We start from the raw sequence: 21671 nt of genomic DNA, 5'->3' as shown, positions 1-21671 counted from the left end.
TCAAGCGTTTTCCGTGACCAGGAGGCCCCGCTTTTCAATGAATGCGATCACCTCGCCAAGCCCCTCGAGCGCCTTCAGGTTGCACATCACGAAGGGCCGCTCGCCGCGCATCTTCTTCGCGTCGGAGGCCATGATGTCGAGGTTCGCGCCCACGAGCGGCGCGAGGTCGGTCTTGTTGATGACGAGCAGGTCCGACTTCGTGATGCCGGGGCCGCCCTTGCGCGGAATCTTTTCGCCGCCCGCCACGTCGATCACGTAGATCGTGAGGTCCGACAGCTCGGGGCTGAAGGTGGCCGCGAGATTGTCGCCGCCCGATTCGATGAAGACGATGTCGGCATCGGGAAAGCGCGTGAGCATCTGGTCGACGGCTTCGAGGTTGATCGACGCGTCTTCGCGGATCGCCGTGTGCGGGCAGCCGCCCGTTTCCACGCCCATGATGCGCTCGGCGGGCAGGGCCCCCGCGACGGTCAGCAGGCGCTGGTCTTCCTTCGTATAGATGTCGTTGGTAATGGCGACGAGGTCGTAGCGCTCGCGCATGGCCTTGCAGAGCATTTCGAGCAACGTCGTCTTGCCGGAGCCGACCGGTCCGCCCACGCCGACGCGCAGCGGCGGCAGTTTCTTGGTTCGTTTGCTGGGTGCGTGCGAATTCATGGTTCGTGTTTGTCTCAGGAGCGGAAGAGCCGCGAGTATTGCGATTCGTGGCGCGCAGAAAGAACGCCGAGCTGCGGCGCGAAGGTGTTGAGCGCCTCGGGGGGCGTGGCGAGCGCGCGCGCCACGGCTTTTTCGATTTCGGGCCGCAGCGCGACGATGATGCGCTGGCCCGCAAGCTGGCCGAGCGGCACCGCCTTGAGCGCGGCGGCCGTCTGGTTCTCGATCCAGCTGAACGCGTAGGCGGCGAGCGCGGCGTCTGGCGCGGCCTCGTGGGCCCACGCGGCGAATGCGAAGGCCGTGGGTTGCGCAATGGGTGTCATGCGCTCTAAGGTGGCGCGCCGTTCGGCGTCGCCCCATTCGAGCTGCGTGCAGAGCTGGCGCAGCGACCAGCCCATCTGCGCGGTTTCGCGCCGCAATTCCGCCGATTCGCGGCTCGCGACGAATTCTTCGTTCGCCACGATCAGCGCGCGCGCGTCGTGCGTGCGCCAGCGTCCCATCTGGTGCGCCACAAAAGGTAGCTCGCCGCAAGCGAGCACGTTCGCGAGGCCGCCCGCTATCCAGTGCGCGGCGTCGTCGGCGTTCGTGACGAGTTGCGCATCGATTGCGGCTTCGAGTCCCTGCGAGTAGCTGAACGCGCCGACGGGCAGCGCCGGCGACGCGAGATGCAGCAGGGCCGTGAGTTCAGCGATGTTCATGGCTGTGGTCGTGCGCGTGGCCGTCGCAATGACCGTGATCGTGTCCGCAATCGTGGTCATGCGCTTGATCTTCGCCATGAGCGTGAGTGTGCGAATGACTTTGCGTATGGTCGTGCGAATGCGCGTGACCGTGGTGCTCGTCGTACACGCGTTGCGCGAGCGCGTAGTCGTCGGCGAAGGTCTCGTCGTGGCCGTGGCGGTGGCCGCCGCCGTATGCGCCCGACTCCGGTTGGAACGGCAACTGGACGCGTTCGACCTGGGCGCCCAGGCGCTTGAGCATGTCTTCGAGCACGGGGTCCGCTTCGAGCTTGAGTTCGTCCGCGCCCACTTCCACCGGCGTGTGGCGATTGCCGAGGTGATACGCGGCGCGCGTGAGCGTGACGCGGTCGGGCGCGCGTACACGCAACACGCTCTCAGCCGCCGCGATCACGCGCACGAGGCCACCGTCGTCGGCCACGAGCATGTCGCCGTCGCGCAGCACCGTGCCGCGCGGCAGCACCACGCCCACTTCCTCGCCCGTATCGAGCGTGGCCGCGAAGCGGCTCTTGCAGCGCGCGTCGTAGGGCAGCGTGAGCGTGGGCGCCCGCTTCACCAGTACCGGCGCGAGCTTCGCGTCAAGTCGTTTGTCGATCGTGCGCATGGCTAAACTTTAGAACAGGAAGTAACGCTGTGCCATCGGCAGCACCGTGGCGGGCTCGCAGGTGAGCAACTGCCCGTCGGCGACGACCTGGTACGTTTCGGGATCGACGCTGATCGTGGGCTGCCAGGCATTGTGAATCATGTCGGCCTTCGTCACGCTGCGGCAGTTGTGTACCGCGACCACGCGCTTTTGCAGGCCGTAACGCTCGGGCATGCGTTTGTCGAGCGAGAGCTGCGAAACGAAGGTGAGCGAGGTTTGCGCGAGCGCCCGCCCGCGCGTGGCGAACATCTCGCGGTAATGCACGGGCTGGGGCGTCGGAATCGAGGCGTTCGGGTCGCCCATCTGCGCGAGCGCGATCATGCCGCCCTTGAGGATGAGCGAAGGCTTGATGCCGAAGAACGCCGGCTCCCAGAACACCAGGTCGGCCCATTTGCCCGGCTCGAGCGATCCCACTTCGTGCGCGATGCCGTGCGTGAGCGCCGGATTGATCGTGTACTTCGCCACATAGCGCTTCACGCGGAAGTTGTCGTGGCGCGCGCTGTTGGCACCCCCGTCCCCAGGCAGGGCGCCGCGCTGCACCTTCATCTTGTGAGCGGTCTGCCACGTGCGGATGATGACCTCGCCCACGCGGCCCATCGCCTGGGAATCCGAAGAGAGCATCGACAGCGCGCCGAGATCATGGAGGATGTCCTCGGCGGCGATCGTCTCGCGGCGGATGCGCGACTCGGCAAACGCAATATCTTCGGCAATCGACGGGTCCAGGTGATGGCACACCATCAGCATGTCGAGATGCTCGTCGAGCGTGTTGATCGTGTACGGGCGCGTGGGGTTCGTCGAGGAGGGCAGCACGTTCGCTTCGCCGCACACCTTGATGATGTCGGGCGCGTGGCCGCCACCCGCGCCTTCGGTGTGGTACGTGTGGATCGTGCGGCCCTTGAAGGCGGCCACCGTCGCTTCCACGAAGCCCGACTCGTTGAGCGTGTCGGTGTGAATGGCCACCTGCGTGTCCGTTGCGTCCGCAACGCTCAGGCAATTGTCGATGGCGGCAGGCGTCGAGCCCCAGTCCTCGTGCAGCTTCAGGCCGATCGCGCCCGCGGCGATCTGTTCTTCGGCGGGTCTTGGCAGGCTCACGTTGCCCTTGCCGAGAAAGCCGAGGTTGATCGGCCAGCCGTCCGCGGCCTGGAGCATGCGCTCTATATGCCATGGGCCCGGCGTGCAGGTGGTGGCGTTGGTGCCCGTGGCCGGGCCGGTGCCGCCGCCCAGCATGGTCGTCACGCCCGAGGCGAGCGCTTCGTCGATCTGCTGCGGGCTGATGAAGTGGATATGCGTGTCGATGCCGCCCGCCGTGACGATCTGGCCTTCGCCCGCGATCACTTCGGTCGCGGCTCCAATGGGAATCGTCACGCCCGGCTGCACGTCGGGGTTACCCGCCTTGCCGATCTTCCAGACGCGGCCATCCTTGATGCCGATGTCGGCCTTCACGATGCCCCAGTGATCGATGATCACGGCGTTCGTGACGACGGTGTCCGCGACGTCCGAGTGCGCTCGCTGCGACTGGCCCATGCCGTCGCGGATCACCTTGCCGCCGCCGAACTTCACTTCGTCGCCGTAGACGGTGTAGTCGCGCTCAATCTCGATGATGAGTTCGGTATCGGCGAGACGCACGCGGTCGCCGGTGGTGGGGCCGAACATCTCCGCGTACGCGCGGCGGCCGATCTTCAATGTCATGTGGGATTCCTGATGAAATCGCTTGAAAACGCCAGTCCGCGCTCAGAGCGGGCCCATCACCTGGCCGTTGAAGCCGTACACGGCGCGCTCTCCCGCGAGCGCCACGAGTTCCACGGTGCGCTCTTGTCCTGGCTCGAAGCGCACGGCCGTGCCCGCGGCAATGTTCAGGCGAAAGCCGCGCGCGGCTGCACGATCGAACGAGAGTGCGGCGTTGACCTCATAGAAGTGGAAGTGCGAGCCGATCTGCACGGGGCGGTCGCCCGTGTTCGCCACCTTCACCGTGAGGGTTTCGCGGCCCGCGTTGAGTTCGATTTCGCCGTCGTCGATCAGCATTTCGCCGGGGATCATGGTTGGCTCCTCCCGACTCAGGGGATCGGATGGTGGACGGTGACGAGCTTGGTGCCGTCGGGGAAGGTCGCTTCGACCTGGATGTCGGGGATCATCTCGGGCACGCCTTCCATCACGTCGTCGCGTGTGAGCAGGGTGGTGCCGTAGTGCATGACCTCGGCGACGGTTTTGCCGTCGCGGGCCGCCTCCATCAGCGCCGCGCTGATGAAGGCGATTGCCTCCGGGTAGTTGAGCTTGAGGCCGCGGGCGCGGCGCCTTTCGGCGAGCAGCGCGGCGGTGAAGATCAGGAGCTTGTCTTTTTCGCGTGGCGTGAGCTTCATCGTTCCAGGTCGGTTGGGGCAAGTCTGGCGACCCAGCTTACGGGAGCGAGGTTACACGCAGCTTGCGGCCTCGCGCGCGGCGCGCACGAATCGATGCAAGCTCTCAGCAAGGTGTGTGCCAATGAAGGGGACAGCGTGGATGCACCATTTTCGAGGTGCTTTTGCACCGCGTTGGCGTTGCTGCGCTGCGCTACTGTGCGTAGAGGCGCTGATGCGCACCGTTGCGGTGCGGGTAACGCTCGCTTAGGTGGTCCACAAGCGCAGCGGGGCGGCCTTCACGTCATGCACGAACGGCCGCAGCGCCGTCCAGCACTGCGTGAGCGTGTTCTGCAGGGGTTCCATCGAACGCCCGACCACGCGCACGAGCAGGACACCCGGCGCGATGCAGGTCGCGCCCGAGCGCAGCGCGTCATCGAAGGGCAGGATAGTGGCGAGGTCTTGCGCGAGCGCCTCGTTGCACGCGGGGCCGATCGCCCACAGCACGCCGAAAGCGGGGTAGCCCGCGAGGCCTTGCGGCGCGTCGCGCAGCGGGTCGTGGGCGTCGATGAGTGCGCGTTCGAGCCAGAGCAGTTGATCGTCGGCTTCGCTTTCAGGCGCAGCGCGCGTCACGCGCGTGAGCGCTCGCACCATGCCCGCCGACCAGCGTTCACCCGCGGCCTGGCGGCCCAGTTGGGTGGCGTCCCAGCCGATGGCCGTGGCCCCGGCGCCGAGCGTGAGCGCGAATTCGAGTTCGGCGTGGGCGTGGTCGAACACGAGGTTGTTCTGCGGCAGCCAGTCGAGCTTCGCGCCCGCGCCCACGCGCACGGTGATGCGCTGGCGCGCCACGCGCCCGTTCGACTTGTACCACTTGGTCGCGCCCGGCGTGGTGAGCACGGCGTGAGCGCCATCACCCACACTCACGTCGATGTCGAGCCGGTCGCCGCCTGCGATGCCGGCTGGCGGATGCACGATCACCGCGTGACAGATCGCGTCGCCCTCAGGGTAGAGCGGCCGTTGCACGCGCAACGGCCCCACGTGCAGGCGATGCGTGAGCGCGGTGCGCTCGCCCTGCCGCTCGAAGCCCAGCTCGAGTTTCGCGGCCCATTCCTGATGCGCGGTGCTGCGAAACGTGGTGTTGGCGAGTGCGGCGTGATCGTCGTGGAGCGACATGCGTGGCGAGGGGGACGGGGCAATGGCGTGGAGGATAGCACGCGCGCTCGCGAGCGATGATCAGGGGCCGGGGAAGCGTGCGTGTCAAGGCTGCTTGCATGTCACGCCGGTGGTTCAGCGCTCAGACGGATGACGTCCTGGACGTCCAGAACGCGAAAAGCTCGCGCGATCCTGATCGTCAGGAACGGGGCAGCACGCTCGCCTGTCGGTAAGTCGTAGCCGAGGTGCTCGAGCATGGTGCCAGTCACGGCGCGCGTTGACTGGCTGCAGCAGTTCAGGGGGCGGCACCATTGCGCAGCTCAGCCGCGCAAGTTCCGTTTCGCGCAACGGGGCGGCGCGGGAAAAAGCGTCGCAGGCTGCGAGGTCGTGCAAGCTCGAGCATTCAGCGATGCCAGGCGCGGCCTTTCTTGCCGCCACTGTGCAGCGGTGCCGGCGAGGTCGCGCCTTGAATAAGGGCGTGGAGCGACGATTTTGCGAGTAATCATCGTTAGAAATGGCCATTTGCGATAATATTTCGAGACTTCTGAACGTTTTTCGAGTCGCATGGCCGAACTGGAACCCGTTGGCTACCAACACCTCATCGAGCACCTGAACCTGGAGCCACAGGTTCGGCCGCTTGAGGCGCCCGCTTATCTCAACGGTTCCGTGAACCAGAAAGTGCGCGGCCACAATGGATTCTGGTATCCGCGCAAGACCGCGGTGGAGCAAACACTTCTCGGGCACGTGGAATTTGCGCTTCGCAATGAGGGGGTGAATCTTGAGGTGCTTGAGGCGGTGTTCGAGCACCTGCCCGAGGCGGAACTTCTACGCCGGTGGTCCGAGTCGCCGAACAGTGCGTTCGTACGAAGGGCATGCTTCTTCTGGGAGTGGCTAACCGGCGGCAATCTGGTCGTCGACAAGGGCCCTACAGGCGCCTACGTCGATGCACTGCCAGAGGCTGATTACTTCACGGCGGATTGCGCGCACGCAATCCGGCACCCGAAGTTCCGGGTGCGAGACAACCTGCCTGGCACGCGCGATTTCTGCCCGCTCGTGCGGCGCATTGCACTGGCGAGCGGGCCCTCTCTGGACGATTTGCTGGATGAGGCGAGTCTGACACTGGAGCAGGTCACCGACGCAGCACTCTACGAACGCGCGGTCCGCTACCTGTTCCTTTCCGAGACGCGCAGCAGCTACAGCATCGAACGCGAAACGCCCAGCGGCAACAAGGGCGAGCGCTTTGTCCAGCTTCTTGCCCGGGCCGGCGAGGAAGAGCGCATTACCGAGGAGTGGCTCGTCGAGTTGCAGAACGTCATCGTCAGGGAGACCTACGCTCGGGAGACATCGTACCGGGCGAAACAGAACTGGCTCGAGGACGGAACGGGGCGTGTCACGTTTTTCCCGCCACCGCCCGAAGACCTTCCGCGCGCCATGCGAGGCTGGGAGGCGTTCATCAACGAGCAGTCCGGCGCCGGCGGATATCGCTGCTCCAACGTGCTCGTGCGGTCCGCTTGTGCGGCCTTTGGATTTGTCTACCTGCATCCCTTTCTGGATGGGAACGGGCGTATTCACCGCTTCCTTATCCACCATGTGATCAACGGCGCCCGGCGATTGAAGGGCGGGGCCATCGTGCCGGTTTCAGCGGTCTTCAAGCGCCACGAAGACGTGTACCTTGACGTGCTAAATGGGTTCTCCCGCCCGGCCACGCGACTGTGGCGATACGCGCCCGGCGAGTACGCGCCGCACGTAGTTTCGTCACCGGGAGGGCGACCCTACCGGTTCTTCGACGCGACAGGGGAAGTCCGTTTCCTGCACCGCATGCTCATCGACGCCGTGAGGACCGAGTTGCCACGCGAACTGCACTGGCTAAGCGGCTTCGACGCCGCGTTTGAGCAGCTGAACGGCGAACTCAATCTTCCGCGCCCGGACCTGTCGGCGCTCATCCGCATGGTGCAATCGAACAACGGAAAGCTGTCGTCGAACAAACGCAAGACGTACCCGCATCTGCCCGATGAGGTCATTGCCCGGATCGAAGAGGTGGTGCGCGAGGCTTTCAACCCGGCATCGGCACACCCCAGCAGTGACGGCGAATCCTCGCAGCGCTGAGAGCCGGAGCACTGTGGTGCGCCTCCCGACGCGACGGTTTTTCGAGGAAGAAGCGCCAATGGCCAGGTGGAGTGAAGAAATTTCGGGCAAAACGACAGAATTTCGTATGGGAACAGCGATGTCGACCCGAAGGGGGTTCCCAATGCCCGGAGGCGCTCGCATGTTCTGGACGTCCGATGTTGCGCTGAGCAGCGGCGCCACATGCTGCAAGCGTACGCCTGGCTCGACGGGCTAGCTACGTCCCAACACTATCGCCCGAGAATGGGGTGGTGCCCGTGCTGAGTGCCAACCTTGTGAGCCAAGGGCGCAACGAGGTCTTCCGTGTCTCGATTGCCGCCGGGATAGGGGCTTACCGCTCAAGGAAAAAGATCAACATTAGTGATCTTCTTTCTGTTTAGTTAGACCGGTTGGCGCCTGGCAACAGTTCTTATGAGTTGAGACCGAGACGATACGATCACAGAGACCAGATGGATCATGCCGGTCACAAGTGACGACGATACTGGCACCCCGTTGGGACCCAAGGGGATGCCTGGACGATCGTTACGCGCGATGGGCAGCTGTGCGCGCAATTTGAGCGCACAGTAGCCGTCACCCGGCACGGCGTAGGGGTATAACGAGAGACGTCTTCACTCATTGGGACGTCGATGGTTTCAGGCTTCACACCGCGATCAACTCCCGCACCCCATCTGCATCCATGCTTGCGCCGGCGCCGCCCGCCACGATTTCGCCGCGGCTCATCACCCAGTAGCGGTCCGCAATGGCCTTGGCGAAGTCGTAGTACTGTTCGACCAGCAGCACCGTCATCTGCATCTCTTCCACGAGCCGCCGCAGCGTGCGGCCGATGTCCTGGATGATCGAAGGCTGGATGCCTTCGGTAGGCTCATCGAGAATGAGCAACTGCGGATCGCTCATCAGCGCGCGGCCGATGGCGAGCTGCTGCTGCTGGCCACCCGAGAGGTCGCCGCCGCGCCGCGCCTTCATGTCCTTGAGCACGGGGAAGAGTTCGTAGATATGCGCAGGCACGCCCGCTGGCATGCGCTTCTTGCTCGCCGCGCCCACCAGCAGATTTTCTTCGACGCTCAGGCGCGGAAAGATATCGCGCCCTTGCGGCACGTAAGCGAGGCCCTGCGCCACCCGCGCATGCGTGGGCAGCTTCGTGAGCGCTTCGCCGCGCCAGGCGATCGAGCCGTTCTTTGTCGGCACGACGCCCATGAGGCAGCGCAGCAGCGTGCTTTTGCCCACGCCGTTGCGGCCGAGCAGCACGGTGAGTTCGCCCTCGGGCACCGTCATCGAGACGTTGCGCAAGATGTGGCTGCCGCCGTAGTACTGATTCAGCGATTCGATAGTTAGCATGACTGATATGTTCGAAACGGCCCTACCGGCCCAGATACGATTCGATGACCGCTTCGTCGCGCTTCACGTCGTCAAGCGTGCCGTGCGCGAGCACGCTGCCTTCGGCCATTACCGTCACGCGCCCGGTTTCACCCGCGAGCGCGGCGACGAACTCCATGTCGTGCTCGACCACCATCATCGAGCAGCTGCCGCGCAGGCGGTTGAGCAGCGTGGCGAGTTCCATGGTCTCGTCGTCGGTCATGCCGGCGGCGGGCTCGTCGAGCAGCAGCAGTTGCGGCTTTTGCATGAGCAGCATGCCGATTTCGAGCCGCTGCTTCTGGCCGTGCGATAGCTCCCCAGCCAGGCGTCGCGCGTCGCTCTCCAGCCGGATCACTTCGAGCGTTTCCTCGATCTTCGCCTGCGCCTCGCGCCCCAGGCGCGCGCGCAGCGTGGCGAACCAGCCCTTGTCGGCCTTCATCGCGAGTTCGAGGTTCTCCCATACGGGATGCTGCTCGAACACCGTGGGCTTCTGGAACTTGCGGCCAATGCCCGCGCGCGCGATGGCCGGCTCGTTCATGCGCGTGAGGTCGAGTGTCTGCCCGAGGAACACCTTGCCCGAATCGGGCGCGGTCTTGCCGGTGATGACATCCATCATCGTGGTCTTGCCTGCGCCGTTCGGGCCGATCACGCAGCGCAGCTCGCCCGCGTCGATCACGAGCGAAAGCTTGTTGAGCGCACGAAAGCCGTCGAAGCTCACGCTCACGTCTTCGAGATACAGGATCGTGCCGTGCGAGATGTCGATCGCGCCGGGTTCGACCACATGCCCGAGCTCCGCCACGCCGGAGAGGGCGAGTTCGTCGTACTTGAGGGCGTCGTCGAAGGGGTTGTGGTTGAGCGGGTCGCTGATCACGCAATGTCCGTTCATGGGCGCTCGCTCCGCGTGGTGATCCGGTTCCGGATGAGTTCGATGAGTCCCACGATGCCGTTGGGCAGCAGGAGCGGCACGAGCACGAACATCAGGCCGAGGAAGAACAGCCAGTACTCGGCGAAATGCGCGGTAAAAAAGCTCTTTGCGCCGTTCACGGCGAACGCGCCGATGATCGGCCCGATGAGCGTGCCGCGTCCGCCCACGGCCACCCAGATCGCCATTTCGATCGAGTTGCCAGGCGACATCTCGCTCGGATTGATGATGCCGACCTGCGGCACGTAAAGCGCACCCGCAATGCCGCACAGGACGGCCGAGACGGTCCACACGAACAGCTTGTAGCCGAGCGGGCTGTAGCCGAGAAACATGAGGCGCGTTTCGCCGTCGCGCACGGCGCTCACCACACGCCCGAGCTTCGAGGTGACGATGGCCCGCGCGCCGAGAAACGCGACCACGAGCAGGGCGAACGTCAGGAGGAACAGCACGGTGCGTGTGCCCGGATGCGTGATCGGCATGCCCGCAATGCGCTTGAAGTCCGTGAAGCCGTTGTTGCCGCCGAAGCCCGTTTCGTTGCGGTAGAAGAGCAGCATCGCGGCGAACGTCATGGCTTGCGTGATGATCGAGAGGTACACGCCTTTCACGCGCGAGCGGAACGTGAAGAAGCCGAACACCCAGGCGACCACGGCGGGCACGAGCACGACGAGCAGGAGTGCATACCAAAGGTGCTCCGTGCCTTGCCAGTACCACGGCAGCGCATGCCAGTCGAGAAACACCATGAAGTCGGGCAGGTCGCTGCCGTACTTGCCGTCGTGACCGATCTCGCGCATGAGGTACATGCCGATGGCGTAGCCGCCCAGCGCGAAGAAGAGACCGTGACCGAGGCTCAGAATGCCGCAATAGCCCCACACGAGATCGAGTGCGAGCGCGGCGATCGCGTAGCACATGAGCTTGCCGCCCAGCGTCATGGCATACGCGGAAAGATGCAGCGCGCTCGATTGCGGCAGCACCAGCGCGCAAAGCGGCACGCCCACGCCGATGACGAGGATCAGCACGATGAGGGCGAGCCAGGCGCGCGGCGAGAGGAGGGCCGGCCGCGCGGGCAAGCCGAGCGCGAATGTTTCGGCGCCGTCGCCCGAAGTCCGCGAGGCGCCCAGCGCGTGACGCGCGGAAGAGGAAGTGACGCTCGTCATGTCATGCCTCCGCGCTGCGGCCCTTGAGGGCAAAAAGCCCCTGCGGACGCTTCTGGATGAAGAGCACGATCAGCACGAGCACGGCGATCTTCGCGAGCACGGCGCCCCAGAACGGCTCGATGGCCTTGGAGACGAGTCCGAGCCCGAAGCCGCCGATCACGGTGCCTGCAATCTGCCCGACGCCGCCCAGCACCACGGCCATGAACGAATCGATGATGTAGCTCTGGCCGAGGTCGGGACCGACGTTGCCGATCTGCGAGAGCGCGCAGCCGCCAAGGCCCGCCACGCCCGCGCCGAACGCGAAGGCCCATGCATCCACGCGCGCGGTGCGCACGCCTACGCAGGCGGCCATGCGGCGGTTTTGCGTGACGGCGCGCACGAACAGGCCAAGACGCGTCTTCGTGAGCACGGTCCACGCAATGCCCACCACGATCATCGAGAACGCGAGGATCGCGAGGCGGTTGTATGGCAGGATGAGGTTGGGCATGACGGTCACGCCGCCGCTCATCCACGAGGGGTTTTCGACCTGCACGTTCTGCGCGCCGAAGATCATGCGCGTGGCCTGAATGAGGATGAGGCTGATACCGAACGTGGTGAGCAGCGTTTCGAGCGGGCGGCCGTAGAGGTGGCGGATCACGAGCCGCTCGATCACCGCGCCCACGAGCGCTGCGACGACGAACGAAGCGGGAATCGCGAAGAGCGGATACCAGTCGAACGCGCCGGGCGCATAGCGCTGCACGAGCGTTTGCACGACATAGGTTGCGTACGCACCGATCATCAAGAACTCGCCGTGCGCCATGTTGATGACGCCGATGAGCCCATAAGTGATGGCGAGACCGAGCGCCGCGAGCAGCAGGACGCTGCCGAGCGAAAGGCCCGCGAACAGCGTGCCGGCGATCTCGCTGCGGCGCTGGATGGCGTCGAGCGCGTCGATGCCTTGAAGCGCTGCGGCGCGCACGTCGGCATCGGGCTCGTTGTACGCGCCGCTCGCGTTCTTCGCGACGAGCGGGCGCAGCAGTTCGTACATGTCGAGATCGTGGCGCGCGGCGACGAGTTTCGCCGCTTCGAGGCGCGTAGCCGCATTCGGGTCGTGCAGCGCGGTCATCGCCCAGAGCGTGTCGAGACGGCGCTTGAGCGCCGGGTCGGTTTCCTTCGCGCGCGCGGCGTCGATCATCGGCTTCATGGCCGGGTCGGGGTTCTTCAGCAGCGCGGCGATGGCGGCGCGCCGCGTTTCCAGGTCGGGCGAGGCGAGTTGCAGGCCCGAGACCGCGCCCGCTACCTTCGAGCGCAAGAGGTTGTTCAGCGTGATGGGCTGCGCGCTCGAAGCGACGTTTGCGGCGACGGGCCGGCCCGTTGCCGCGTCGCGTGCATTGTCGCCGTCCTGCACCAGCACTTCGCCTGAATCGGTCGCCGTGACGTTGTCGTCGGCGAGCGCTTTCAGGAGCGCAAGCGATGCGGCGTCGTGCGTGGCGATGAGCTTGTCGATGGCCGCTGATTTCGCGTCGAAGTCGTCGCCGCCGAGCGGCGCGACGTCGGCCGCGTCGAGTGCGTGCGCGGACGTGGATAGCGCCGTGAAGAGCGCAGCCGCGGCGAGCGCGTACCTCGGGAGTGAGAGAGCCATGATGTTTTCTTTTGATGCGGGCCGCTGCGCAACGGCCTGGCCGTTACGCAGCGGCCCGTAGACAGGGCACGCAAGCGCGCGCCACGTTGCGGCGCGGCGCTCGCGAAGACATCGTCAGGCCACGCGCGAGCGGCGCAGGAAGGCGGGCAGCGCGTTCGAGGTGACCACGTCAGGCTTGCCTTCGTTACCGGCGATGAACGGGCTCCACGGCTGCGCGCGAATCGCGGTCTTCGTCTTCCAGACGACGTTGAACTGGCCGTCGCCGCGAATCTCGCCGATCATCACCGGCTTGTGGAGGTGGTGGTTGCCATCCATCGTGAGCGTGAAGCCCGAGGGCGCCGCCACGGTCTGCCCGATCATGGCCACGCGCACCTTGTCGACGTCGGTGCTCTTCGCCTTTTCCACGGCCTGCTTCCACATATGGATGCCCACGAAGGTCGCTTCCATCGGGTCGTTGGTCACGCGTTTGCTGCCGCCGGGCAGGTTGTTCGACTGCACCCACGCCTCGAACTGCTCCTTGAATTTCGTGTTGTTCGGGCCTTTCACCGACATGAAGTAGTTCCACGCCGCGAGGTGCCCCACGAGCGGCTTCGTGTCGATGCCGCGCAACTCTTCCTCGCCCACGGAGAACGCCACCACGGGCACGTCGGTCGCCTTGATGCCCTGGTTGCCGAGTTCCTTGTAGAACGGCACGTTCGAGTCGCCGTTGATGGTCGAAATGACAGTGGTCTTGCCGCCTTGCGAGAACGTCTTGATGTTCGCGACGATGGTCTGATAGTCGCTATGGCCGAACGGCGTGTAGACCTCCTGAATATCGCTGTCCTTCACGCCCTTCGAGTGCAGGAAGGCGCGCAGGATCTTGTTGGTCGTGCGCGGATACACATAGTCGGTGCCGAGCAGGAAGAAGCGCTTCGCGCCACCGCCTTCGGCGCTCATCACGTATTCCACCGCGGGAATGGCCTGCTGGTTGGGCGCCGCGCCCGTATAGAACACGTTGCGCGACATCTCTTCCCCTTCGTATTGCACGGGGTAGTAGAGCAGGCCGTTGAGCTCCTCGAACACCGGCAGCACCGACTTGCGCGACACCGAGGTCCAGCAGCCGAACACGCAGGCCACCTTGTCCTGCGTGAGGAGCTGGCGCGCCTTTTCGGCGAAGAGCGGCCAGTTCGAGGCCGGATCGACCACCACGGGCTGGATCTGACGCCCCATGACGCCGCCGTTCTTGTTGATGTCGGCAATCGTCATCAACGCGGTGTCTTTCAGTGAGGTTTCCGAAATGGCCATCGTGCCCGAGAGCGAATGCAGGATGCCGACCTTGACCGGCCCGCTGCCGGTGTCCGCGTGCGCGAACGGCATGCGCCCCGCAGCCGCGAGTGCGCCCGACATCGTCCCGAGTTTCAACAGACTGCGACGTTTCATTTTTGTGCCTCTTGTCCGTGAGTGAGTCGTGGGCCGTGGCGCGTGGTCGTTTTTCGTCTTGCGCGCCGCCCGGTGTGTGTGGCCTGTCTTGCGCACACCCTTCTGCAAGCGTTGTGCCAGCGCGAAGGTAAAGCGCCAGGCTTGCCCCATAAGGCGCGAGGCGATGCGGAGCGCATCGGCGGCCACGTAACGGGCGGGCGATTGTGGTGCAGTGAGATGCATGTTCGGGCGCGCTGCATCGTCGCAGTGCGCGCATGCATGAAGCGGGACGACCGGTGCGGCAGGGTACGCTGCATCGTTGTGCATGGGCGGCGCGCGGGTGCTGCAGGTGGTGGACCGGAGTGAGCGGCCCAGAAATGACAAAGGGCGCGGCCTAAGCCGCGCCCTTTCGCGCTCTTTCCTAAAGCTGGCGTGCGCGTGCTTAGTACGTCGGCACCTTGGGGTCGACCTGGCGCGACCAGGCGTCGATGCCGCCTTGCAGGTTGAACACCTTCGTGTGGCCGCGCGACTCGAGGAACATCGCCACCTGGGCGCTGCGCGCGCCGTGGTGGCAAATGCAGACGATCTGCGCCTCGTCGTCCAGTTCCTCGCTGCGCGCGGGGATCTCGCGCATGGGGATCGACGTGCTGCCGGCGATCTTTGCCGTTTCGATTTCCCACGGCTCGCGCACGTCGAGCAGTACGGGGGTCTCGCGCGAGGTGTCGGCAAGCCATTCGGCGAGGGCGGGGGCGGTCAGATTCTGCATGGAACACTCAATCGGGTAAAAGGCCGGCCGCCGTGAAAGGCACCCGGCGATGCGACAGGTTGGCAGCGCTCAGAACTTGAAGCGCGGCGGATGCACGGCGTTCTGCAGCGCTTCGATGTAGGTCTCGAACACGCCGGCAATACGGTACTGCTTCTCGTCGATGCGCGTGATGATCTGCGCTTCCATGACGGGCGCACCGCCCACGAAAGCGGCCAGACGCCCGCCCACCTTGAGTTGCTCGAGCAGTTCCTGGGGCACGACCGGCAGGCCGCCCGAGACGCAGATCACGTCGTACGGCGCATTTGCGGCCCAGCCGCGCGCGCCGTCGCCGAGCACGACTTCGGCGTTCAGCACGCCGTTCTTGACGACGTTCGCGCGCGCGAATTCGGCGAGTTCCGTGTCGATCTCCACGCTCAGCACCTTCTGCGCCCGGTGCGCGAGCAGCGCCGCCATGTAGCCGGAGCCCGCGCCGATTTCCAGCACGCTCTCATGCTTCTTCACCGCGAGTTCCTGCAGCACGCGCGCTTCGACGCGCGGCGCCAGCATGTGCTGGCCGTTCGGCAGCGGCAGTTCGAGGTCGGCGAACGCGAGGGCGGTATAGGCCTCGGGGACGAAATGCTCACGCTTGACGATCGAGAGCAGGTTCAGCACGTCCTGGTCGAGCACTTCCCAGGGGCGAATCTGCTGTTCGATCATGTTGAAACGCGCTTGTTCGATGTTCATGGTGACTCGGCGTTGTGGTCGGGATCGGTTCGGGTCAAAGCCCGGCAAAAATGGCGTCGGGCAATCGGAGAATTGTAGCAAACCGGCTTCTGGCCTGGCCGCGCCGCCGGCAGCAGGAGGCGGTTCCGGGGGCATTCACGGATCGGTGTTTGTCCTGGCTTCGTGCGCCTTGCGGTTTTGCGGTTCTCGTACCAAAAATGTAATCGATTACATTTTTGACGCTGCCAAACGGCTCACGCCTCGGCCACCGCAGGTTTCTGAACCCGTCACGACCGCTCCCGCCCATGTCCGCTAGCTCGTCCCGATCACCGCAGCCGCAAGCCGAAGATGCCAGCGCCGGCACTGCTGCGCGCGGCGGCTCGATCGCGGCGGTGGCGCAGCGCGCGGGCGTCTCGGTTGCGACGGTCTCGCGCGTGCTCAACGGTCACGCGAACGTGCGCGCCGCGACACGCGAGCGCGTCCTCGCCGAAATCGAAACGAGCGGTTACCGCGTGAACGAACTCGCGCGCAACCTGCGCACCGCCGAAAGCCGCCTGCTTCTGACGATGGTGCCCGACTTCGGCAACCCGTTTTACGCGGAGATCGTACGCGGCATCGACAGCGTCGCGCGCCAGCACGGTTTTTTCCTGCTGCTGTGCGACACGGGCGCCGACGCCGGCCGCGAGCGCAGCTACTTCGACCTGCTGCGCCGCCATCGCGCGGACGGGGCGATCTGCCTCGACCCGGCAACCGTGCAGCATGCGCTTGCCGCCGAATCGACGGCGCTGCCGTGGGTGGCCTGCTGCGAGTTCGATCCGGACGTGGGCGTGCCGTATGTGGGCATCGACAACTACCGGGCCGCGCACGACGCGGTGCGGCATCTGATCGCGCGGGGGCGGCGACGTGTCGCGCTCATCAACTCCGACGAGCACTACCTCTACGCGCAGCAGCGCCGCGACGGCTGGCGCGATGCGCTCGGCGAAGCGGGCATCGCAATGCGCGCCGCCTGGCGCGTGAACGTGAACTGCCTCGACTACGACGCGGGCGCGCAGGCCGCCGCCGCGCTCATGCAATTGCCGGCGGGCGAGGCGCCCGACGCGATCTTCGCGGTGTCGGACACGCTCGCGGTGGGCGTGGTCAATGGCCTGCGCGGCGCGGGACGGCGCGTGCCGCACGACGTCGCCGTGGTCGGCTTCGACGATATTGCGCTCGCCGCGCAGATCGACCCGCCGCTCACGACGATCGCGCAGCCCATGCGGGAGCTGGGCGAGACGGCCGCGCGCCTGTTGCTGCGGCGTTTCGCCGACCCGCGCGCGAGCGTGCCGGGCGTGCTGCTGCCGCATCGGCTGGTGGTGCGTGAGAGCGGGTGAAGTCATAAAAACGTAAGCGGACACATAGCAGGGGAGACCAGCGGCGTGATGGCGGGTGGCGTAAGCCGCCCGCCGGAGCCCGCCGACAAGGCCACTGGAGGAGCGCACGCGCATGAGCGTCGCCGTGAAGTTCAACGACATCCGCAAGGACTTCGGTCCCGTGCGCGTGCTGCACGGCGTGAGCTTCGAGCTCGCGCCGGGGCGCATTCACGGGCTGCTCGGCGAGAACGGCGCCGGCAAATCCACGCTCATGAAGATCCTCGCGGGCTACGAAAACGCGAGCGCGGGCGAGATGCTGGTGGACGGCGTGGCGCGCTGCTTCGAAGGCTCGCGCGAGGCGGAAGCCGCCGGCATTGTGCTGATCCACCAGGAGTTCAACCTGGCCGAGCACCTGACGATCGCGCAGAACATCTTCCTCGGCCACGAGAAGCGCAAAGGCTGGCTCGTCGACGACGCCGCCATGCGCCGCGAAGCGCGCGAACTGCTCGCGCAGGTGGGCCTCGCGCGCGACCCGGACGTGAAGGTGCGCGAGCTGATCGTCGCTGAAAAGCAGCTCGTGGAGATCGCCAAGGCGCTCTCGCGGCACGCGCGCCTGCTCATCATGGACGAGCCCACGGCCACGCTCACGCCCGCCGAAACCGCGCGCCTGTTCGCGCTGATGACGAAGCTGCGCGCCGCTGGCACGACGCTCGTCTACATCTCGCACAAGCTCGACGAGGTGGAGAGAATCACCGACGACGTGGTCGTGATGCGCGACGGCCGCTTCGTGAGCGCGAGCGCGACGGCGGGGCTCGCGCGCCAGCAGATGGCGAACCTCATGGTGGGCCGCGACGTCTCCGACATGTTTCCGGAGAAGAGCGAAGCGCCCGAGATTGCCCCCGTCGCGCTGCGCGTGACGAATCTCGCCGTGCCGGGCTGGGTCGAGGATTTGAGCTTCGAGGTGCGCGCGGGCGAGATTCTCGGCTTCGCGGGCCTCGTGGGCGCGGGGCGCAGCGAGGCGTTCGAGGCGGTCGTGGGCTTGCGCCACAAGCACGCGGGCGAGATCGAGATCGACGGCCGCGCGGTGACGCTGCGCCACCCGCGCGACGCGATGCGCCACGGCCTCACGTACCTGAGCGAAGACAGAAAAGGACGCGGCCTGCACATGAACCTCACGCTGCAGGACAACCTCACGCTCATGACGCTCGAGCGCTACGGCCATCCGCTGCTCGACCTCAAGGCGGCCCGCCGCGCGCTGGAGAAGGCGGTGCGCGAATTCGGCATCCGCACCGGCGACCTCGACAGCCGCGCGCGCATGCTCTCGGGCGGCAACCAGCAGAAGCTCGCGCTCGCCAAGTTCCTGCAGCCCGACCCGCGCGTGATCGTGCTCGACGAGCCCACGCGCGGCGTGGACGTGGGCGCGAAGCGCGACATCTATTTCCTGATCCAGCGGCTCGCGGCCTCGGGGCGCGCGGTCGTCGTGATCTCGTCCGAACTGGTCGAGCTGATCGGGCTCGCGCATCGCGTGGCCGTGATGCGCGCGGGCCGGCTCGTCGCCACGCTCGGGCACGAACATCTGAACGAAGAGGAGCTGATCGCTCATGCAACCGGCACCCACTGACGCGGCGTCCGAAGGCCGTGGCGCGCGCTCGGCCGCGGCGCGATTCGTGCACCGGCTCGCGGGCGTCGGTCCGCTCATCGGCCTGATCCTGCTGTGCGTGCTCGGCACGCTGCTCAACCGCGATTTCGCCACCGCCGGCAACCTTCTCAACGTGCTCACGCGCACCTCGTTCATCGGCATCATTGCCGTGGGCATGACGTTCGTGATCATTTCGGGCGGCATCGATCTCTCGGTCGGCTCGATGGCCGCGCTCATCGCGGGCGTGATGATCTGGGTGATGAATACGCTGGCCGCGAGCGAACAGGCGTTTGCGCCTTTGGCGATCGTCGCGATCGGCATGGCGATCGCGCTCGTGCTCGGCGCGGTGTTCGGGCTCGCCCATGGTTTGCTGATCACGCGCGGGCGCATCGAGCCGTTCATCGTCACGCTCGGCACGCTCGGCATCTTCCGCTCGGTGCTCACCTGGCTGGCCGACGGCGGGGCGCTCACGCTGCAGAACAATCTCGTCGACTTCTACGGGCCGGTCTATTACGCGAGCCTTTTCGGCATTCCCGTGCCCGTGTGGGTGTTCGCGCTCACGGCGGCGGGCGGCGCGCTCATTCTCAACCGCACGGCGTTCGGGCGGCACGTGCAGGCGATCGGCTCGAACGAGCAGGTCGCGCGCTATGCGGCGATCCGCGTCGACCGCGTGAAGTGCGCAACTTACGTCCTGCTGGGCGTGTGCGTGGGCGTGGCGACGGTGCTCTATGTGCCGCGCCTGGGCTCCGCGACGCCGACTACGGGTTTGTTGTGGGAACTGGAGGCGATCGCCTCCGTGGTGGTGGGCGGCACGGCGCTCAAGGGCGGCGAAGGGCGCGTGGCGGGCACCGTGGTCGGCGCGGTGCTGCTCTCGGTCATCGCCAATATTCTCAATCTCACGAGCATTATCAGCGTGTATCTGAACGCGGCGGTGCAGGGCGTGGCGATCATTGCGGTGGCCTTCCTGCAGCGCGGCAGACGGTAAGGATCTCGAAGCAGATCAGGCAGGGCAGTGAAGAAGTCGAAGGAGGCAGCAAAAAAACTCAACGCAAGAACGGGCGCGGGCCCGCACGATAGGAGACGGCATCATGAAGAAGATGATTCGAACGATGTGTGCGGGCGCGCTGGCGCTTGGCGTAGCGGCGACGTTCGGTGCGGGCGCGGCGCGCGCCGACGACAAGGTCACGCTGGGCGTGGCGATTCCCACGGCCGACCATGGGTTCACGGGCGGCATCGTCTGGTGGGCGAACGAGGCGAAGAAGGAACTCGAAAAGGCGCACCCGGACCTCAAGGTCATCGTCAAGACGGCGGCGAACGCGCCCGATCAGGCGAACCAGTTGCAGGACCTCGTGACCGTCAACAAGATCAACGCGCTCGTGATCTTCCCGTATGAATCGGCTTCGCTCACGCAGCCGGTTGCACAGGTGAAGAAGCAGGGCGTGTACGTGACGGTGGTCGATCGCGGCCTGACCGACACGAGCGCGCAGGATGCCTATGTGGCCGGCGACAACACGGCGTTCGGCAAGATCCCCGCTCAATACCTCGCCAAGCAGTTGGGCGGCAAGGGCGATATCGTCGCGCTGCGCGGCATTCCCACCACGCTCGACAACGAGCGCTGGACCGCGTTCACGTCGGTGCTGAAGGATTATCCCGGCATCAAGATCCTCGACGCGAAGTACGCGAACTGGAACCGCGATGACGCGTTCAAGACGATGCAGGACTACCTCACGCGCTTCAAGCACATCGACGCCGTCTGGGCCGCCGACGACGACATGGCCGTGGGCGTGCTCAAGGCGATCGATCAGGCCAAGCGCAACGACATCAAGATCGTGTTCGGCGGCGCGGGGTCGAAGGAGATGGTCAAGCGCGTGATGGACGGCGACCCGCTCATCAAGGCGGATGTATCGTATTCGCCGAAGTTCATCTACGACGCGATCAAGCTCACGGCAGAAGCGCGCTTGCAGGGCAAGGCGCTGCCGCCCACGACGATCATCCCTTCGGTGCTGATCACCAAAGAGAACGCGAAGCAGTTCTACTTCCCCGATTCGCCGTTCTGAGGACGGGCCTTGCGATGAAGACGATCAAAGGCCCAGCCATTTTCCTCGCGCAGTTTCTCGGCGACGACGCGCCGTTCGACAGCTTCGCGCACATGGCCGGCTGGGCGGCCCAGCTCGGCTACAAGGGCATCCAGGTGCCCACGGACACGCGCCTCGTGGATCTCGCGCAGGCGGCGTTGAGCGTGGCGTACTGCGACGACCTGCGCCAGCAGGCCGACGACGCGGGCGTGAGGATCACCGAGCTTTCCACGCATCTGCAAGGACAACTCGTGGCCGTGCATCCCGCCTACGACACGCTGTTCGACGGCTTCGCGCCGCCGCAGGTGCGCGGCAACCGCGAAGCGCGCACGGCATGGGCCATCGAGCAGTTGATGCTGGCCGCGCGCGCCTCGAAGAATCTGGGGCTCAGCGCGCACGTGACGTTTTCGGGCGCGCTCGCCTGGCCGTACTTCTATCCGTGGCCACAGCGGCCTGCGGGTCTCGTCGAAGCCGCCTTCGATGAACTCGCGCGCCGCTGGCGGCCGATTCTCGACGCGTTCGATGCAGCGGGCGTGGACGTCTGCTACGAACTGCATCCGGGCGAGGATCTGCACGATGGCGTGACGTTCGAGCGCTTTCTTGCGGCAGTCGGCGATCATCCACGCGCGAACATCCTCTACGACCCCAGCCACTTCGTGCTGCAGCAGCTCGATTACCTCGCGTTCATCGACATCTATTACGCGCGCATCAAGGCCTTTCACGTGAAGGACGCCGAATTCCGCCCCACGGGCAAACAAGGCGTGTATGGCGGCTATAGCGCATGGGTGGAGCGCGCGGGGCGCTTTCGCTCGCTCGGCGACGGGCAGATCGACTTCGGCGCGATCTTCTCGAAGCTCACACAGTACGACTATCCGGGCTGGGCGGTGCTCGAATGGGAGTGCGCGCTCAAGCACCCGCACGATGGCGCGCGCGAAGGCGCTGACTTCATCAGGCGGCACTTGATCCGCGTGGCAGGGCACGCGTTCGACGACTTCGCGGGCAGCGGCGTCGATGCGGCGCAGGTGAAGGGCGTGCTGGGCCTCTGAACGCGATTCTCG

The 21671-nt window shown here is 65.8% G+C and carries 20 protein-coding genes and 1 pseudogene; 7 read left to right on the top strand and 14 right to left on the bottom strand.

Annotated elements, in window-relative coordinates; all coding sequences use genetic code 11:
* The 7 genes from ureG to M3I54_RS18390 form a co-directional block, all read right to left on the bottom strand.
* Entirely contained in the window at positions 1 to 651 is a 651-nt protein-coding gene (gene ureG, locus M3I54_RS18420; protein WP_254338355.1) for an urease accessory protein UreG, read from the bottom strand.
* 14 nt (positions 652 to 665) lie between these two features.
* Positions 666 to 1346, bottom strand: coding sequence for an urease accessory protein UreF (locus M3I54_RS18415; protein ID WP_254338401.1), 681 nt, complete (start codon positions 1344 to 1346; stop codon positions 666 to 668).
* A complete protein-coding gene (ureE, locus tag M3I54_RS18410) occupies positions 1333 to 1986 on the bottom strand; it encodes an urease accessory protein UreE (RefSeq protein ID WP_254338353.1) in 654 nt (217 codons plus the stop codon). Before ureE ends, M3I54_RS18415 begins: the two co-directional genes overlap by 14 nt.
* A gap of 9 nt (positions 1987 to 1995) precedes the next feature.
* Positions 1996 to 3714: an urease subunit alpha gene (gene ureC, locus M3I54_RS18405; RefSeq protein ID WP_254338350.1), complete on the bottom strand. Its 1719-nt coding sequence runs from the start codon at positions 3712 to 3714 to the stop codon at positions 1996 to 1998.
* 42 nt (positions 3715 to 3756) lie between these two features.
* Positions 3757 to 4062 (bottom strand): urease subunit beta, encoded by a 306-nt coding sequence (locus M3I54_RS18400; RefSeq protein WP_254338348.1) that lies wholly within the window; start codon positions 4060 to 4062, stop codon positions 3757 to 3759.
* 17 nt (positions 4063 to 4079) lie between these two features.
* Entirely contained in the window at positions 4080 to 4382 is a 303-nt protein-coding gene (ureA, locus tag M3I54_RS18395; RefSeq protein WP_074266173.1) for an urease subunit gamma, read from the bottom strand.
* Between the two features lie 243 nt (positions 4383 to 4625).
* On the bottom strand, positions 4626 to 5531 hold the full coding sequence (locus M3I54_RS18390; RefSeq protein ID WP_254338337.1) for an urease accessory protein UreD: 906 nt from the start codon (positions 5529 to 5531) through the stop codon (positions 4626 to 4628).
* A gap of 543 nt (positions 5532 to 6074) precedes the next feature.
* On the opposite strand from M3I54_RS18390, the gene M3I54_RS18385 reads away from it, so the two are divergent.
* Together M3I54_RS18385 and M3I54_RS18380 are read left to right on the top strand one after the other, a co-directional pair.
* Positions 6075 to 7616 (top strand): Fic family protein, encoded by a 1542-nt coding sequence (locus M3I54_RS18385; protein WP_254338335.1) that lies wholly within the window; start codon positions 6075 to 6077, stop codon positions 7614 to 7616.
* 509 nt (positions 7617 to 8125) lie between these two features.
* Positions 8126 to 8230 (top strand): annotated as a pseudogene (locus tag M3I54_RS18380) (type I methionyl aminopeptidase); the annotation flags it as partial.
* Positions 8231 to 8273: 43 nt separating this feature from the next.
* Here the strand turns inward: M3I54_RS18380 and urtE are convergent.
* From urtE to M3I54_RS18345, 7 genes are all read right to left on the bottom strand, one after another.
* Positions 8274 to 8969 carry an urea ABC transporter ATP-binding subunit UrtE gene (urtE, locus tag M3I54_RS18375; protein ID WP_254338333.1) on the bottom strand — a complete coding sequence of 232 codons (696 nt, stop codon included), beginning with the start codon at positions 8967 to 8969 and terminating at the stop codon, positions 8274 to 8276.
* A gap of 22 nt (positions 8970 to 8991) precedes the next feature.
* On the bottom strand, positions 8992 to 9873 hold the full coding sequence (gene urtD / locus M3I54_RS18370; protein WP_254338331.1) for an urea ABC transporter ATP-binding protein UrtD: 882 nt from the start codon (positions 9871 to 9873) through the stop codon (positions 8992 to 8994).
* A complete protein-coding gene (gene urtC / locus M3I54_RS18365) occupies positions 9870 to 11063 on the bottom strand; it encodes an urea ABC transporter permease subunit UrtC (protein ID WP_254338329.1) in 1194 nt (397 codons plus the stop codon). The genes urtD and urtC overlap by 4 nt, the downstream gene beginning before the upstream one ends.
* A 1-nt stretch (position 11064) precedes the next feature.
* Positions 11065 to 12684 (bottom strand): urea ABC transporter permease subunit UrtB, encoded by a 1620-nt coding sequence (urtB, locus tag M3I54_RS18360; protein ID WP_254338327.1) that lies wholly within the window; start codon positions 12682 to 12684, stop codon positions 11065 to 11067.
* A 114-nt stretch (positions 12685 to 12798) separates the two neighbouring features.
* Positions 12799 to 14103 (bottom strand): urea ABC transporter substrate-binding protein, encoded by a 1305-nt coding sequence (gene urtA, locus M3I54_RS18355; protein WP_254338325.1) that lies wholly within the window; start codon positions 14101 to 14103, stop codon positions 12799 to 12801.
* Between the two features lie 421 nt (positions 14104 to 14524).
* Positions 14525 to 14848, bottom strand: a complete 324-nt coding sequence (locus tag M3I54_RS18350; protein ID WP_254338323.1) for a rhodanese-like domain-containing protein — start codon at positions 14846 to 14848, stop codon at positions 14525 to 14527.
* Positions 14849 to 14917: 69 nt separating this feature from the next.
* Positions 14918 to 15571: a protein-L-isoaspartate O-methyltransferase gene (locus tag M3I54_RS18345; protein WP_254338321.1), complete on the bottom strand. Its 654-nt coding sequence runs from the start codon at positions 15569 to 15571 to the stop codon at positions 14918 to 14920.
* Positions 15572 to 15855: 284 nt separating this feature from the next.
* Between M3I54_RS18345 and M3I54_RS18340 the strand changes: the two genes are divergently transcribed.
* The 5 genes from M3I54_RS18340 to M3I54_RS18320 all read left to right on the top strand — a co-directional run bounded on the left by M3I54_RS18340 (position 15856) and on the right by M3I54_RS18320 (position 21659).
* Positions 15856 to 16920: a LacI family DNA-binding transcriptional regulator gene (locus M3I54_RS18340; protein WP_254338319.1), complete on the top strand. Its 1065-nt coding sequence runs from the start codon at positions 15856 to 15858 to the stop codon at positions 16918 to 16920.
* Between the two features lie 112 nt (positions 16921 to 17032).
* A complete protein-coding gene (locus tag M3I54_RS18335) occupies positions 17033 to 18520 on the top strand; it encodes a sugar ABC transporter ATP-binding protein (RefSeq protein ID WP_254338318.1) in 1488 nt (495 codons plus the stop codon).
* Positions 18501 to 19523, top strand: a complete 1023-nt coding sequence (locus M3I54_RS18330; protein ID WP_254338316.1) for an ABC transporter permease — start codon at positions 18501 to 18503, stop codon at positions 19521 to 19523. Before M3I54_RS18335 ends, M3I54_RS18330 begins: the two co-directional genes overlap by 20 nt.
* A gap of 103 nt (positions 19524 to 19626) precedes the next feature.
* The gene (locus M3I54_RS18325; RefSeq protein WP_254338314.1) at positions 19627 to 20595 is read left to right on the top strand and encodes a substrate-binding domain-containing protein; all 969 of its coding nucleotides are present in this window, start codon (positions 19627 to 19629) and stop codon (positions 20593 to 20595) included.
* Between the two features lie 14 nt (positions 20596 to 20609).
* On the top strand, positions 20610 to 21659 hold the full coding sequence (locus M3I54_RS18320) for a sugar phosphate isomerase/epimerase (RefSeq protein ID WP_254338312.1): 1050 nt from the start codon (positions 20610 to 20612) through the stop codon (positions 21657 to 21659).
* Positions 21660 to 21671: the final 12 nt, after the last annotated feature.

The sequence above is a fragment of the Paraburkholderia sp. CNPSo 3274 genome (genome assembly GCF_024206475.1).
Classification (GTDB): domain Bacteria; phylum Pseudomonadota; class Gammaproteobacteria; order Burkholderiales; family Burkholderiaceae; genus Paraburkholderia.
This window is presented reverse-complemented; position numbering and strand designations above follow the sequence as displayed.

What these genes read in the sequence shown, in the direction of transcription:
- ureG (WP_254338355.1), bottom strand. Translation starts at nt 651, where the DNA reads ATGAATTCGCACGCACCCAGCAAACGAACCAAGAAACTGCCGCCGCTG.
- M3I54_RS18415 (WP_254338401.1), bottom strand. Translation starts at nt 1,346, where the DNA reads ATGAACATCGCTGAACTCACGGCCCTGCTGCATCTCGCGTCGCCGGCG.
- ureE (WP_254338353.1), bottom strand. Translation starts at nt 1,986, where the DNA reads ATGCGCACGATCGACAAACGACTTGACGCGAAGCTCGCGCCGGTACTG.
- ureC (WP_254338350.1), bottom strand. Translation starts at nt 3,714, where the DNA reads ATGACATTGAAGATCGGCCGCCGCGCGTACGCGGAGATGTTCGGCCCC.
- M3I54_RS18400 (WP_254338348.1), bottom strand. Translation starts at nt 4,062, where the DNA reads ATGATCCCCGGCGAAATGCTGATCGACGACGGCGAAATCGAACTCAAC.
- ureA (WP_074266173.1), bottom strand. Translation starts at nt 4,382, where the DNA reads ATGAAGCTCACGCCACGCGAAAAAGACAAGCTCCTGATCTTCACCGCC.
- M3I54_RS18390 (WP_254338337.1), bottom strand. Translation starts at nt 5,531, where the DNA reads ATGTCGCTCCACGACGATCACGCCGCACTCGCCAACACCACGTTTCGC.
- M3I54_RS18385 (WP_254338335.1), top strand. Translation starts at nt 6,075, where the DNA reads ATGGCCGAACTGGAACCCGTTGGCTACCAACACCTCATCGAGCACCTG.
- urtE (WP_254338333.1), bottom strand. Translation starts at nt 8,969, where the DNA reads ATGCTAACTATCGAATCGCTGAATCAGTACTACGGCGGCAGCCACATC.
- urtD (WP_254338331.1), bottom strand. Translation starts at nt 9,873, where the DNA reads ATGAACGGACATTGCGTGATCAGCGACCCGCTCAACCACAACCCCTTC.
- urtC (WP_254338329.1), bottom strand. Translation starts at nt 11,063, where the DNA reads ATGACGAGCGTCACTTCCTCTTCCGCGCGTCACGCGCTGGGCGCCTCG.
- urtB (WP_254338327.1), bottom strand. Translation starts at nt 12,684, where the DNA reads ATGGCTCTCTCACTCCCGAGGTACGCGCTCGCCGCGGCTGCGCTCTTC.
- urtA (WP_254338325.1), bottom strand. Translation starts at nt 14,103, where the DNA reads ATGAAACGTCGCAGTCTGTTGAAACTCGGGACGATGTCGGGCGCACTC.
- M3I54_RS18350 (WP_254338323.1), bottom strand. Translation starts at nt 14,848, where the DNA reads ATGCAGAATCTGACCGCCCCCGCCCTCGCCGAATGGCTTGCCGACACC.
- M3I54_RS18345 (WP_254338321.1), bottom strand. Translation starts at nt 15,571, where the DNA reads ATGAACATCGAACAAGCGCGTTTCAACATGATCGAACAGCAGATTCGC.
- M3I54_RS18340 (WP_254338319.1), top strand. Translation starts at nt 15,856, where the DNA reads ATGTCCGCTAGCTCGTCCCGATCACCGCAGCCGCAAGCCGAAGATGCC.
- M3I54_RS18335 (WP_254338318.1), top strand. Translation starts at nt 17,033, where the DNA reads ATGAGCGTCGCCGTGAAGTTCAACGACATCCGCAAGGACTTCGGTCCC.
- M3I54_RS18330 (WP_254338316.1), top strand. Translation starts at nt 18,501, where the DNA reads ATGCAACCGGCACCCACTGACGCGGCGTCCGAAGGCCGTGGCGCGCGC.
- M3I54_RS18325 (WP_254338314.1), top strand. Translation starts at nt 19,627, where the DNA reads ATGAAGAAGATGATTCGAACGATGTGTGCGGGCGCGCTGGCGCTTGGC.
- M3I54_RS18320 (WP_254338312.1), top strand. Translation starts at nt 20,610, where the DNA reads ATGAAGACGATCAAAGGCCCAGCCATTTTCCTCGCGCAGTTTCTCGGC.